The sequence below is a fragment of the Nocardiopsis sp. NRRL B-16309 genome, assembly GCF_001279585.1.
In the GTDB taxonomy this organism is placed as follows: Bacteria; Actinomycetota; Actinomycetes; order Streptosporangiales; family Streptosporangiaceae; genus Nocardiopsis.
This window is the reverse complement of the sequence record NZ_LGEC01000086.1, coordinates 1-13,739: the sequence shown is the minus strand read 5'-3', so window position 1 is coordinate 13,739 and position 13,739 is coordinate 1. Positions and strand designations below refer to the sequence as shown.

The 13,739-nt window shown below is 74.1% G+C and carries 10 protein-coding genes and 1 pseudogene; 8 read left to right on the top strand and 3 right to left on the bottom strand.

Annotation, left to right across the window (positions count from 1 at the left end; translation table 11 throughout):
* The first annotated feature begins 53 nt into the window (after positions 1-53).
* Entirely contained in the window at positions 54-275 is a 222-nt protein-coding gene (locus ADL05_RS19330; RefSeq protein ID WP_053618406.1) for a hypothetical protein, read from the top strand.
* Between the two features lie 119 nt (positions 276-394).
* On the opposite strand, the gene ADL05_RS19325 is transcribed toward ADL05_RS19330, so the two are convergent.
* Positions 395-1,099: a DedA family protein gene (locus ADL05_RS19325; protein ID WP_231640820.1), complete on the bottom strand. Its 705-nt coding sequence runs from the start codon at positions 1,097-1,099 to the stop codon at positions 395-397.
* A 380-nt stretch (positions 1,100-1,479) separates the two neighbouring features.
* A pseudogene (locus tag ADL05_RS32485) lies at positions 1,480-1,572 on the bottom strand (DNA-binding response regulator); the annotation flags it as partial.
* 307 nt (positions 1,573-1,879) lie between these two features.
* Here ADL05_RS32485 and ADL05_RS32305 point away from each other — a divergent pair.
* Together ADL05_RS32305 and ADL05_RS19310 are read left to right on the top strand one after the other, a co-directional pair.
* On the top strand, positions 1,880-2,413 hold the full coding sequence (locus ADL05_RS32305; RefSeq protein ID WP_197285857.1) for a metalloregulator ArsR/SmtB family transcription factor: 534 nt from the start codon (positions 1,880-1,882) through the stop codon (positions 2,411-2,413).
* The gene (locus ADL05_RS19310; protein ID WP_053618403.1) at positions 2,413-4,329 is read left to right on the top strand and encodes a heavy metal translocating P-type ATPase; all 1,917 of its coding nucleotides are present in this window, start codon (positions 2,413-2,415) and stop codon (positions 4,327-4,329) included. Before ADL05_RS32305 ends, ADL05_RS19310 begins: the two co-directional genes overlap by 1 nt.
* A gap of 207 nt (positions 4,330-4,536) precedes the next feature.
* On the opposite strand, the gene ADL05_RS19305 is transcribed toward ADL05_RS19310, so the two are convergent.
* Positions 4,537-5,103, bottom strand: a complete 567-nt coding sequence (locus tag ADL05_RS19305) for a type I-E CRISPR-associated protein Cas6/Cse3/CasE (protein WP_053618402.1) — start codon at positions 5,101-5,103, stop codon at positions 4,537-4,539.
* Positions 5,104-5,733: 630 nt separating this feature from the next.
* On the opposite strand from ADL05_RS19305, the gene ilvA reads away from it, so the two are divergent.
* The 5 genes from ilvA to ADL05_RS19280 all read left to right on the top strand — a co-directional run.
* Positions 5,734-6,999 carry a threonine ammonia-lyase IlvA gene (gene ilvA, locus ADL05_RS19300; RefSeq protein ID WP_231640819.1) on the top strand — a complete coding sequence of 422 codons (1,266 nt, stop codon included), beginning with the start codon at positions 5,734-5,736 and terminating at the stop codon, positions 6,997-6,999.
* A gap of 123 nt (positions 7,000-7,122) precedes the next feature.
* Complete coding sequence (locus ADL05_RS19295; protein WP_053618400.1) at positions 7,123-7,542, top strand: YciI family protein; 420 nt, start codon at positions 7,123-7,125, stop codon at positions 7,540-7,542.
* Between the two features lie 15 nt (positions 7,543-7,557).
* Positions 7,558-8,850, top strand: coding sequence for an RNA polymerase sigma factor (locus tag ADL05_RS19290; protein WP_053618399.1), 1,293 nt, complete (start codon positions 7,558-7,560; stop codon positions 8,848-8,850).
* A 31-nt stretch (positions 8,851-8,881) separates the two neighbouring features.
* Positions 8,882-9,106 (top strand): hypothetical protein, encoded by a 225-nt coding sequence (locus ADL05_RS19285; RefSeq protein ID WP_053618398.1) that lies wholly within the window; start codon positions 8,882-8,884, stop codon positions 9,104-9,106.
* A gap of 285 nt (positions 9,107-9,391) precedes the next feature.
* The coding region (locus tag ADL05_RS19280; protein ID WP_053618397.1) for a non-ribosomal peptide synthetase at positions 9,392-13,739 on the top strand (4,348 nt) is incomplete at its 3' end.

Here is a 13,739-nt window from a genome sequence, read left to right as displayed (position 1 = left end):
CGGGCAGGCGAGCGAATGACGGCCCACGACCACCGGACGCACAGGGAGGGGACATGGGCGACTCCACCGAGCAGGCTCTGCACACACGTGACGAGCACTACGACATGGTGAGCGTGCTGTACCACGTGCTCCAGGAGGGCGACACGATCGAGCGCTACATCCGTGACGCCAAGGACTCCGGCGACGAGGAACTCGTGGAGTTCTTCGAGCAGGTCCAGAAGCAGGACCGCGAGCGCGCCGCACGTGCCAAGGAACTGATCAAGGCACGTCTGTAGTCCGACAGCACCCGCACACGGCCGGAGGAGCGCCCGCGCTCCCCCGGCCGTCGCCGTGTCCGCCGCCACGCCGCAGGTGGCGTGGGCGCGGCACGGCGCTCACAGCCTGTGGGCGCCGATCAGGTCGTGGTGCTCTCGACGGCGGGAGCCTCCTCGGCCGCGGCCCTGCGCGCGCGGACGATCCTGAGCGAGCGAGAGACCACGAACCAGGCCACCAGCAGTCCGATGACGACTAGCACGGCGTTGCTCAACAGGCTGCTGTACTGGGCCAGGAGGGGGTGGATCTGTGGACCGAAGGCGAATCCCAATCCGATCCAGACCGAGTTCCACACCCCGCTGCCGATCAGCGTGTAGAGCGAGAACTTCCAGAGCGGCATGCGCTCGATACCGGCCGGAACGGAGATCGCGCTACGCACCAGCGGAACGCAGCGGCCGACCATGACGGCGATGAAGCCCCACCGCGCGAAGACGCGCTCGGCCCGGTGGAAGTCCTCCACCTCGAACAGCGGCATCTTCTCGAACAGCCACCGCGTGCGCTCCCGCCCGAACAGCGCACCGGCGGCGTAGAAGATCCAGGCACCGACCATCGCACCCACCGTGGCGCAGAACAGGGCGAGCGCGAAGTTCATCTCCCCCGCGTAGGCGAGATAGCCGGCGACCGGAAGAACGAGTTCACTGGGCACCGGCGGAAACAGCGTTTCGATGGCGAGGGCGAGGCCGACGCCGACCTCTCCGAGGGTGGAGATCAGGCTGATGACCCAGCCGATGAATCCCTCGTATTCCGCATTGGGGGGATGCGTGGCCGTAGCGGACAGTGTCGCCACCGGAGAATGGGAGATCATGTGTGTCCTTGCCCATATGGTTCGATGAATTCCGGAACAGCGTTTCGAGGGTCCGCGGCCGGAGCGCTCTGCCTCGGGGGGAGGGTGTTCGATGGAAGGCCGGGCCCATGGCCAACGGCCGACGTCCACGTGGGGGATTCGGGTGGAACGGAGACGAGAACCCGCAGTGGGCACATCCGGTGACCGGTGTGCGACGGACTTTCGTCGGGTGCTCCCTGGGCGAATCGCCACTCGGCGCGAAAGACCGTTCCGCGCCGTCCGGCACAGCCGATCGCTTACCCGGAATCATACGCCAGAACGGCGCCCGTGCGCCCGTTCGACTTCTCCGCCGGTTCGGCGCCGTCCAGGAGCGATATCCCGGTCTCCAGGTCGGGTTGGGCGTCGATGACGGTGGCCAGGCCCGTGCGGATCAGCACCTGGTCGTCGCAGACCGGGGCCCGGATCGGCTCGCTCACGCGCGGTCGCCCACCGGGGGCGGGGATGCGCGCGTGCACGGTGAAGCCGCCGCCCTCGCGCGCGCCCGCGGTGAAGCCGCCGCCCAGCACCGCGACGCCTTCGCGCAGGCCGAGCAGACCGCGCCCGCCACCGCCGGGGGCGGCGTCCGAGGGCGGTCGGTGCCGACGGTCACGGTGATCTCCTCGGGGCGGTGGCCGAGCCCACCAGCACGGCGGTGCGCCGGTACCGGTGGAGGTGGGCGCCGGCGCTCCGCGCCGACCGGGCGCGGGCTTGCCCCTCCGCCCCCGAGATGTCTACTATCTGCGTATGAACGCAGATAGTAAGAGATGCGGGCTCGACGAGAACAGCCCCTACGTCGAGTACGCCGTGGAGATCCTGACGCTGCTCGCCGACGCCACCCGGGTCCGCATCATCCTCGCCCTGCGCGGCGGCGAACTCTCCGTCAACGAGCTGGCCGAACGCCTCGACAAGCCCGGCCCCTCGGTCTCCCAGCACCTGGCCAAGCTCCGGATGGGCCGCGTCGTGGCGTGCCGGAGGGAGGGCAACCGGATGTACTACAGCCTGGCCAACGAGCACGCCCGCCAGCTCGTCGCCGACGCCGTCTACCAGGCCGAGCACGCCCTGGAGGTCGAACCCGCCCACCACCGCGCCCGGGTCGCGCCGACCGGAGGCCGGGCACCGGGCCCGGTCGGACGGGCCGACGGAGACGCCGCCGAGGGCGGCACCGGGCGGCCCCCGGAACGTGCGGTCGAGGGCGCCGCCGCCGATGCCGGCGCGACCACCGGCGAAGACGCCGCCGCGGGCGCCACCGGCACCGCGCGTGCCGAGGACCAGGTCTGATGCACCCCTCCGCCACCGCCCCGCCGCGCACTCCCTCCTCCCGCGGCGCCGTACGACCGCCCTCCCTGCTCCGGACCGGCCTGCGCCTGGCCGAGGTCCGCTGGGCGCTGACCGCGCTGCTGCTGTTCCTGGCCGGCTGGACCGCCCAGCTCCTCGGCGCTCCCGGCTGGCTCTGGTGGGGCCTGTTCCTCGCCTGCTACGGCACCGGCGGCTGGGAACCCGCCCTCGCCGGACTGCGCGCCGCACGCGAGCGCACGCTGGACGTGGACCTGCTCATGATCGTCGCCGCGATCGCCGCGGCCTCCATCGGCCAGGTCTTCGACGGCGCCCTGCTCATCGTCATCTTCGCCACCTCCGGCGCCCTGGAGGCCGTGGTCACCCAGCGCACGGCCGACTCCGTGAGCGCGCTGCTGACCCTGGCCCCCGAACGCGCCGTCCGGCTGCGCGCCACCCCCGGCGGCGACCACGAGGAGACCGTCGACACCAGCGAACTCCGGGTCGGCGACACGGTGCTGGTCCGCCCGGGCGAACGCGTGGGGGCCGACGGCACGGTCCTGGACGGCCGCAGCGAGGTCGACCAGCAGGCCATCACCGGGGAGTCGGTCCCGGTCCCCCGGTGCGAGGGCGACGAGGTGCTCTCGGGCACCATCAACGGCACCGGCGCGCTGCGCGTGCGCGTGGACCGCCCGGCCGGGGAGTCGGTGATCGCGCGGATCGTGACCCTGGTCGAGGAGGCCTCGGCCACCAAGGCCGAGACCCAGCTGTTCATCGAGCGGATCGAGCGACGCTACTCCGTCCTCGTGGTGGCGGCCACCCTGCTCGTCCTGGCCGTCCCCCTGCTGCTGGGCGAGGACTTCGAGTCGGCACTGCTGCGCGCGATCGTGTTCATGATCGTGGCCTCCCCCTGCGCGGTGGTCCTGTCGACCATGCCGCCGCTGCTGGCCGCCATCGCCAACGCCGGACGCCACGGGGTGCTGGTCAAGTCCGCCACCGTGATGGAACAGATCGGCCGGACCGGCGTGGTGGCCTTCGACAAGACCGGCACGCTCACGCGCGGCGAGCCCCGGGTCACCGAGGTGGTCCCCGAACCGGGCCGGACCGTGGCGGAGGTCCTGGGTCTGGCCGCGGCCGTGGAGCGCTACAGCGAGCACCCGCTGGCCGACGCCGTCCGCGCCCGCGCCGAGGAGGACGGCGCCGACCGGCTCGACGCACGGGACTTCGCGTCCCTGCCCGGGGTCGGGGTGAGCGCGACCGTGGACGGGGCCCTGGTCCGGGTCGAGCGGGCCCCCACGGAACCCGACGCACCGGCGAGCACCCGGATCGCCGTCACCGTGGACGGTCGGACGGCGGGACGGATCGTCCTCGCCGACGCCCTGCGCCCCGAGGCGCCCCGGACGGTGGCGGAGGTCGGCGCGCTCACGGGCGGGCCGGTCCACCTGCTCACCGGGGACAACCGCGCCACCGCGGCCGACATCGCCCGGGCCACGGGCATCGGCCACGTGCGCGCCGACCTCCTGCCCCAGGACAAGGCCGCGGCGGTCAAGGAGATGGAGGACGCGGGTACCCGGGTCCTCCTGGTGGGCGACGGGGTCAACGACGCGCCCGCGATGGCCGCCGCGACCACCGGTGTGGCCATGGGGCGGCGCGGCTCGGACCTGGCGCTGGACACCGCCGACGCGATCATCGTGCGCGACGACCTGTCGACCCTGCCCCGGCTGATCGCGCTGTCCCGGCGGGCGCGCCGGTTCGTGGTCGCCAACCTGTGCGTGGCGGGCACGTTCATCGCGGTACTGGTGACCTGGGACCTGGTCGGCACACTGCCGCTCGCGCTGGCGGTGGCCGGGCACGAGGGGTCGACGGTCGTGGTGGCCCTCAACGGCCTGCGCCTGCTGCGCGCACGCGCCTGGGACCGGTGAGGACCGCCCCACGTCCGCCCCGCGCCCGGCGAGGCGTTGCGCACCCACCGGCCGGAGGGGGCCGCTCGTCCACCGCACCCGACCGGGAGCGACGGGGACATGAACGTCGGAGTCGGCCGACCGGAGGGAGTCCGCCGACCGGAGGGGGCCCGCCGACCGGAGGGGGCCCGCCGACCGGAGGGGGCCCGCCGACCGGAGGGAGTCCGGCTACTCCGCGGCCAGCGGGGCGGTGAGGAGCAGCCCGGCTCCGGTGGCCGTGCCCGCGCCGATGCCGGACAGGCACAGTTCCTGGAGGGCGTCGCTGTCACGCACCTCGGCCGTCCCGGTGAAGTGGTACCGGGCGGGCCTGCCGCCCAGGTGCTTCCACTTGGCCGAGGTCACGTACAGGGCGTCCCCGAACTTGTCGTCCAGCCAGCCCTCGAACTCCTCCTCCGGCAGCGGGACGCGCTTGCCGCGCGAGCGGGCGCCCTCCTCGGCGGACTCCGGGGCACGCTGCCCCGTGGGCGCCGAGATGAGCTCCCACCGGATCGTCTCGCCCTCGGGGTGCCGCGGCATCGGGTTGATCGTGGCGGCGACCGCGCCGGGGACCTTGCCCCAGGCGGGAGCGGTGTCGGAGCTGACCACCAGTGTGGCGGGCGAGGTGCGCGCCCACAGGACGCGGGCGTCGGAGGCGGGGTCGGGGTCGACCGCCCTGCGCACGGCCTTCCCCATGGCCGCCCACTGGTCCATGCCGGTGCTGCGCTTGGGGTCGAGCTTGATACGGGCCAGGTACAAGGAGTTCCTCTCCGGGGCGCGTCCGCCTGAGCGGGGCCCTGCGTTCGGTCACGGGCCGTCGAGGATCCCCTCCGCCCGAGCTGGAGTTCTCACTGTACGAGGCACCGGCCCCTGGTCGGTCGACAGGAGCGCCGCCCCACGGGCCGCGGTCCGGGGCGCGGCAGGGGGTGTTCTCGCCGACGTGCCGGTCCCGCGAGGTTCCGCCCCAGAATGGCAAGCGCTTTCCGATACCAACGACGGGGACGAGCGAATCACACACCGAAGGCCGCCTTCTCATCGCACAGCGACGGCCGGGGTTCGGGACACGGTCACCGGACAGCGGCCGCGGCCGTGTGCGGCCGCCACCGGGGGGTCGGGTCCCAGCCGTGGCCTGTACGGCCATGGCCGTGTGCGGTGTCCGGGCCCGGCCGAGTCCGACCGGCCCCACCCGCTCCCCCGGCGGCGCTGTACGGTGGCGACAGGCCCCTCGCCCGTCGCGTCCGACCCGGCGGCGGAGACGGCCCGTCCCACGTGGGGGCACCGAGGGCCCGGCGATCCCACCCGGCACCGGCCCGGGGCCGCGGATCCGGCCGACGGCCTCCCGCGCTTCTCATGAGGCCCCACCGCACCACCAGCCAGGAGACCGAGTCCGTGACGACAAGCCCAGTTCCGACCCCGGTGACCGCCGCCGACGTGGCCGAGGCGGCCGAACGGCTCGCCGGTGTGCTGCCGCCCACGCCCCTGCAGCGCAACGAGCGCCTGTCCGAGCGGCACGGGCTCGACGTGTGGCTCAAACGCGAGGACCTGACCCCGGTGCGGTCCTACAAGGTGCGCGGAGCCTACAACGTCATCAGTCGGCTGCCCGCCGGGCAGCGGGAGCGGGGCGTGGTCTGCGCGAGCGCGGGCAACCACGCGCAGGGCGTGGCCTTCGCCTGCGCGGCGCTCGGTGTCGCGGCCCGCGTCTACCTGCCGCGGACCACGCCCCGGCAGAAGCGCGAGCGCGTGGCCCGGCTGGGCGGACGGTACGTCGAGGTCGTCTCGCACGGCGACACCTACGACGAGGCGGCCGCGGCGGCGCGCGAGTACGCGGCCCGGAGCGGCACGACCCTGATCCCCGCGTTCGACGATCCGCGCACGATCGCCGGGCAGGGGACCGTGGTCCGCGAGGCCGTCGACCAGCTCGGGCGGGCGCCCGACGCCGTCGTCGTGCCGGTGGGCGGCGGCGGCCTGCTGGCCGGAACGCTCACCTGGCTCCGGGAGGAGCACCCCGGCGTCCTGGTCGTCGGCGCGGAGCCCCGGGGCGCCGCGAGCATGGCGCTGGCACTCGACCACGGCCGCCCGGTCCCGCTGGAGGAGGTCGACCCGTTCGTGGACGGCGCCGCCGTCCGCCTGGTCGGCGAGCACACCTTCGCGGTCGCCGACCGGTGGCGCCCGCGGCTGACCGCCGTCCCCGAGGGGCGGATCTGTGTGGAGATGCTGGACCTGTACCAGAGCGACGGGATCATCAGCGAGCCCGCGGGCGCACTGGCCCCCGCCGCGCTCAACCCCGCCCTGGGCCTGCCCGACGGCGCGACCGTGGTGTGCCTGCTCTCCGGCGGCAACAACGACGTCAGCCGGTACGCCGACATCGTCGAGCGGGCGCTGCTGTTCGAGGACCGCAAGCACTACTTCCTCGTCGAGTTCCCGCAGGAGCCGGGCGCGCTGCGCCGGTTCCTCGACGACGTGCTGGGGCCGGACGACGACATCACGCTGTTCGAGTACGTCAAGCGCAGCAACCGCGAGACCGGCCCGGCCCTGGTCGGTGTCGAACTGGGGTCCCCGGAGGACCTGGAACCGCTGCTCAAACGGATGGCGACGGCCCCGCACCGGATCGAACGGGTCTCCCCGGACAGCCCCCTGTTCAGCTTCCTGCTGTGAGCGCACGGGACCTCCCGAGGATCGCCGGAAGGAATTTAGGCGGCCGTGTCGATCCGCTTCGTCGCCGTTCGACCTAGGGGTGAGAAGGTCCCACTGAGGGGATCGAGACGGGAAGGCAGTTCCATGAAGTTCATGCTGATCATGCGCGCGACCGACGAGGCCTTCGCCGCGATGGCGGACACCGACTTCAACAAGATGATCGAGACGATGGGCCGCTTCAACGAGGAGCTGATCCGGGCCGGTGTGCTGGTGGCGGCGGAAGGGCTCGACGACGCCGCCGAGGGTGTGGTCGTCGACTACTCCTCCGAGCCGCCCGTGGTGACCGACGGACCCTACGGCGAGGTCAAGGAGCTGTTCGGCGGCTTCTACATCCTCAACGTGGCCTCCAAGGAGGAGGCCGTGGAGTGGGCCAAGCGGCAGCCGATCACGGGCCCCGGCTTCAAGACCGAGATCCGCCGGGTCACCACGATCGACGAGTTCCCGCAGGACAACGAGTGGATCCAGAAGGAGCGGGCGTGGCGCGAGGCCACCGGCCAGCTCTGAGCGGGGTCCGTGACGATGGCTGATCCGACCGGCCGGGAGGCCGTGGCCGCCGTCTGGCGGATCGAGTCGGCGCGGATCGTCGGGGCGCTCGCGCGCTACACCGGCGATTTCGCGCTGGCCGAGGACCTGGCGCAGGAGGCACTGGCGGAGGCGCTGGTGACCTGGCCGCGTGAGGGGGTTCCCGCCCACCCGGCGGGCTGGCTGCTCACCGTGGGCCGGCGCCGCGCGATCGACGCGTTCCGCCGGCGCTCCGCCCGCGACGAGCGCTACGCCGTCCTCGCCCGTGACCTGGGCGAGGGCGGCGTGGCCGCGGGGAGCGCGCCGACCGACCCGGCCCGGGAGGCCGCCGACGTGCTGTGGGATCCGGACCAGATCGCCGACGACGTGCTCGCCCTGATGTTCACCGCCTGCCATCCCGTGCTGTCGCGGGAGGCGAGGGTGGCTCTCACCCTGCGCGTGGTCGGCGGTCTGACCAGTGACGAGATCGCCCGGGCCTGCCTCGTCCCGACCGCGACCGTGCAGGCGCGCATCACGCGGGCGAAGAAGACCCTGGGAGCGGCGCGGGTGCCCTTCGAGGTGCCCTCGGCCGCCGAACGGGCCGAGCGGCTCGGCTCGGTGCTGAACGTGGTGTACGTGATCTTCACGGAGGGGTCCACGGCCAGTTCCGGCAGGGACCTGCTCCGGCTGGACCTGGCCACCGAGGCGCAGCGGTTGGCGCGGGTGCTGGCCCGCCTGGTGCCGGACGAACCCGAGGTCCACGGGCTGCTGGCGCTGCTCGAACTGACCGCGGCACGCTTTCCCGCCCGCACGGGGCGGGACGGGCGGCCGGTCCTGTTGGCGGACCAGGACCGGAGGCGCTGGGACCGTTCCGCGATCCGCCGTGGGAGGGCCGCGCTGGCCCGCGCGAGCGGGTCCGGACGCGGTCTGGGCGCCTTCGGCCTCCAGGCGGCGATCGCCGAGTGCCACGCGCTGGCCCCGTCGGTCGAGGCGACGGACTGGGAGCGGATCGTGGTCCTGTACGAGGCGCTCGGCCGCCTGGCGCCGTCGCCGGTGGTCGACCTCAACCGCGCGGTGGCGGTCTCCATGGCCCAGGGGCCGGCGGCGGCGCTGGAGGTCGTGGACGCCCTGGCGGCCGACGGCGCGCTGGCCGGATCGTATCTGCTGCCGAGCGTGCGCGGGGAGCTCCTCACCCGGTTGGGTCGCACGAAGGAGGCCCGAGCCGAACTGGAGCGCGCCGTGGAACTGTGCGGCAACGAGAGCCAGCGGGCCCTGCTGGAGGGCAAGCTCGCCGCCCTGGGCCCACCGTGACCGACCGCGACCGTGCGGCGACGGGCGAGGATTGGGGCCGTTCCGTCGGCGCCGACCCGCGGGGATCCGCGCGAACCGCGGGCCGCCGGTCTGGCCGCTCGGCCTCTTCGTCGTCCTCCTGCCCACCGCGACCGACGCGTCCGTCATCGCGGGTGTGCCGCCCCTGATCGCCACCGGCCTGGGCGTGTCCGTCGCCGCCTCCGGCCGGCTGATCAGGGTGTTCGCCCCCGTCGACGCCCTGGGCCGTCCGGTGTGAGCTCCCAACCGCCATCGCGGGTCAGAGCGGGTCCGCACCGCTCGAAGGGGTCGAAGTGCGGTCCGGGCGGCGGTGACCGTGTCCTCGCCGGATTCCACCTGGGCAGATCCTCGATCACGCTGCGACGGTCCCCGGCCGAGCCCGCCCCGGGCCCCGTGGCGATCGATGAACATCCCGGGCATCTGTGGACACATGGGTTGAAAATGATTACCATTATCATGTGCGAGCCCGGCGGACCCCACCCGTGCTCGCGCCCCCACAACGCGCCCCGACGGATGGAGATCCATGCGTGAGGTATCCGCCCCCGCGTCCACCCCGGTCACGGAGATCGCCGCGATCATCGCCGAAGTCCTCGACCTCGACACAGCGGACGTCGATCCGGGCACATCCCTCACCTCCCTGGGCCTGGAGTCCTTCACCGCCGTCCGCCTGCGCCGCCGCCTGCGTGACGACCTGGACCTGGACCTCCCGCTGACCGCGTTCCTGGGCGGCGCCACCGCCGCCACCGTCGCGGCCGGGGTGAGCGATCCCGGCGGTGAGGCGTCCTTCCCGCTCACGCCCCTGCAGACCGCCTACTGGATCGGCCGGGACCCGGCCTTCCCCCTGGGCGGAGTGGCCACGTTCTACTACCGCGAGTACGACCGCCACCCCAAGGCCGACGATCCCGAGGCGGACGTCGAGCGCCTGGCCGCCGCCTGGAACCGCCTGGTCGCCCGCCACCCGATGCTGCGCATGGTCGTGGAGCGCGACGGTCGCCAGCGGGTCCTGCCGGAGGTGGACGAGTACCGGATCGCCCGCACCGACCTGCGCGCGGCCGCTCCGCAGGACGCGGAGAACACGCTCACCGAACTGCGCCGGGCGCGCTCGCACCAGGTCCGGCCGACCGACCGCTGGCCCCTGTTCGACATCCACGCGATCCTGCTGCCCGACGGGCGCACGCGCATCCAGCTCGGTGTGGACGTCCTAGCCCTCGACCTCGCCGGGTGGATGCAGGTGCTGACCGAGTGGGGGACACTCGTCGACGACCCGGACGCGGAGCTGCCGCGGGCACCGGTCACCTTCGCCGAGGTGCTGCGCCGCAGGAGCGAGGACCCCGCCGAACAGCGGCGGCGCGAACTCGACCTGGAGTACTGGCGCGCACGGGTGCCCACTCTGCCCGACGGCCCGCGCCTGCCCTGGAGCACCGACCTGGCCGGGGTCCACGGCCACCGGTTCACCCGGCAGACCGAGCGCCTCTCCCCCGAGGTCTGGCAGGAGCTGCGTACCCGCGCGGCCGCCGAAGGGCTCAGTCCCACGGGCCTGCTGCTCGCCGCGTTCGGGCTGACACTGGCGCGCTGGGGCGCCGCCGAACCGTTCACGCTCAACACCACGCTCTTCGACCGGCCGGACGACCCCGGCCTGCGCCACCTCGTCGGCGACTTCACCTCGACCCTGCTCGTCGAGATGCCGCAGGGCAGCCCGGAGTCCGGCTTCCTCGCGTTCGCGACCCGGGTGAACCAGCGCTTCTGGACCGACCTGGAGCACCGCTCGGTCTCCGGGGTCGAGGTCCTGCGGGAGGCGGGCGCCGGGGGCGGCACCGACCTGACGCCCACCCATCCGGTCGTCTTCACCAGCGGGATCGGGCTGTCCGAACCCGGCGAGGTCCCGGCGGGCTGGCTCGGTGAGGAGGTCTTCGGGATCTCCCAGACCCCGCAGGTCGCGCTGGACCACATCGTGCACGAAGAGGGCGGTGCGCTGCGGATCTGCTGGGACACCGTCGACGGCGCGCTGCCGCCCGGATTCGCGGCCGGGATGGCCGCCGCGCACGCCCGGCTCCTGCGCAGGCTCGCCCATGAGCCGCGGGCGTGGACCGACCCCGCCCTGGCATGGGACCCGGCCTTCCTTCCCGCGGAGCCCCTGGACTGCCGCCCGTTCGACGGCGCGGGCCCGCTGCTGGACGACCCGCTGCGCGCCGCCGCGGAGCGCACGCCCGACCGTCCCGCGCTGGTGGACTCGTCGCGCTCGGTGACGCACGGGGTGCTGGCGGAGCGGACCCGCCGCACGGGCGCGCTGCTGGCCGCGGCCGGGATCGGCGCGGGGGACCTCGTCGCGGTCTGCCTGGACAAGGGGGTGGACCAGGTGGCCGCGCTCCTAGGCGTCTCGGCCTCCGGAGCCGGTTACGTGCCGGTGGAACCCTCCTGGCCCGCCGAGCGGATCGCGTCGGTGTGCGCGCAGGCGGGTGTGCGCCGGGCCCTGGTCGCCGCCGGGAGCACGGTCGTCTGGCCCGTCGGGGTGGCCGTCCACGAGGTCGCCCCCACCGGAGAACTCTCCCCCGTACCCGCCGAGTCCGACGCCGCCGGTGGGACCGACGGAGCCAGCGCGGCCGACGGGACCAGCACGGCCGACGGGACCGCTGTGACCGATGGACCCAGTACGTCCGTCGGGGTCGAGACCACCCGTGGCGACGGACCGCGCACGCCCGCGCCGGACGACCTCGCCTACGTCATCTTCACGTCCGGGTCCACCGGCCGCCCGAAGGGTGTGGCCATCGAGCACCGGGCCGCGCGTACGACGATCGACGACCTCATCGACCGCTTCCCGGTCGGCCCGGACGACCGGATGCTGGCGCTGTCTGCGTTCAGCTTCGACCTGTCGGTGCACGACGTCTTCGGCGTCATGGGCACCGGTGCGGCCCTGGTCCTGCCCGACGCCGCACGCCAGCGCGACCCCGGCCACTGGCTGGAGCTGATGGCCCGCCACCGCGTCACCCTGTGGAACACCGCGCCCGCGCTGATGGAGATGCTCGTCGAGTACGCGGAGATCGACCCGGACCTGGCGCGCACCGCGCTCGCCGACCTGCGCCTGGTCTTCCTGTCCGCCGACTGGATCCCGGTGACGCTGCCCGACCGGCTGCGCGCCCTGGCGCCCAACGCACGGGTGGTGAGCCTGGGCGGCGCGACGGAGGGCTCCATCTGGTCGATCTGCTATCCCGTGGAGGAGGTCGACCCGGAGTGGCCCAGCATTCCCTACGGCCGGGCCCTGCGCGGCCAGAGCTTCCACATCATCGACGCCGCGACCGGGGCGCCGAGCCCCGTGGGCGTGCCCGGTGAGCTCTTCATCGGCGGCGACGGCCTGGCGCGCGGGTACATCGGCGACCCGGCACAGACCGCGGAGCGCTTCATCGACCACCCCGTGCTCGGACGGCTCTACCACACCGGTGACATGGGACGCTGGCGCACCGACGGCAACATCGAGTTCCTGGGCCGCCTCGACCGGCAGGTGAAGATCCGCGGCCACCGGATCGAACTCGGCGAGGTGGAGTCCGCCCTGGACCGGGTGCCGGGCGTGCGCCAGGCCGTGGCCATGTCGATGCGCGGACCGGACGACCGGCCGCGGCTGGTCGCGTTCCTCATCGAGAGCGAGACCTCTCCCGCCCCCGAGGACGAGCGCCTGATCGGCCTGCTCCGCGAGCGGGTGCCCGACTACATGGTGCCGAGCCGGATCGTGCGCATGGCGCGGTTCCCGGTGACGAACAACGGCAAGATCGACTACAAGGCGCTGGAGAACCCCTACACGCGGCCCCGGGGCGGCGCGCGGGCGACGGAGGGCGGGGCGTCCCAGGAACGCGACCGCACCGCCGCACCGCCGCCGGAACACCCTGCCTCCACGGAGGAGGCACCCGCCGCGGAACCCGCTCCCACGGCGGAGCGCGCGCCCATAGCGGAGACCGCCGCCACCGGCACTGCGGGTGACGCGGGGCTGGAGGGGCTGGTCCGCCAGGCCCTCGCGTCGGGGCTGGCCGTGTCCCTGCGCGTGGAGGCGGGCTCGCTCCCGCCCGCACGGGCGCTGTCGGCGGCGGGCGCGTGGGCCGCCGGGCTGGAGGACGCGGCGCTGCCCGGGCTCGCCACCGCGCACCGGTTCTGCTCCGACGGGCTCGTGGCCATCGACCTCGTTCCCGCCGGGGCCGCCCAGGCCGGGACCACCGGCGTCCACGGCTCGTCCGAAGCCCCGCCCCAGCCCTCACCGGGAGGTGTTCCGTCCTCGGGCGTCGGCGCGGCCCCGGCCGGGACGCCCGACCGGCCATCCCCGTCCCCGCCCGGCGGAGCGCCCGCCCCGTCCGGCCCCGCGCCTGCTCCCGTGCCCACCGCCGGGGAGCGCCTGACGGCTCCGAACACCGCTGCCAACGGCTCGGTCGCGCCCGCGGCCTCCACCGGGGCACCGCCCGCGGCCGCGCCGCGCGGGGAGCACCGCGACCCGGAGGCCGAACGCGTCATCACCCGCGTCCTCGGCGAACTCCTGCACACCGACATCGACCCGACGACCCCCTTCTTCCGCCTGGGAGCCACCTCGCTGACCCTCGTCCTGGCCCACCGCAGACTGGTCGAGGAACTCGACCCCGACCTGTCCGTCGTCGACCTGTTCACCTACCCCACGGCCCGCGGACTCGCCGGGCACGTCGCCGCCGGCCGCACGCCGTCCGACACCACGGCCCCCGGCTCTTCCGGAAACCCGCATACGGCCGCCACCTCCGTCGCCCCCACCGCTCCGACCGCTCCTGCCACGTCCGCCGCCCTCACCGCTGCGGCCGCTCCGACCGCCGCTGTCGCCCCCACCGCTCCGACCGCTCCAGCCGCCCCCACCTCCCCCGGCCCCC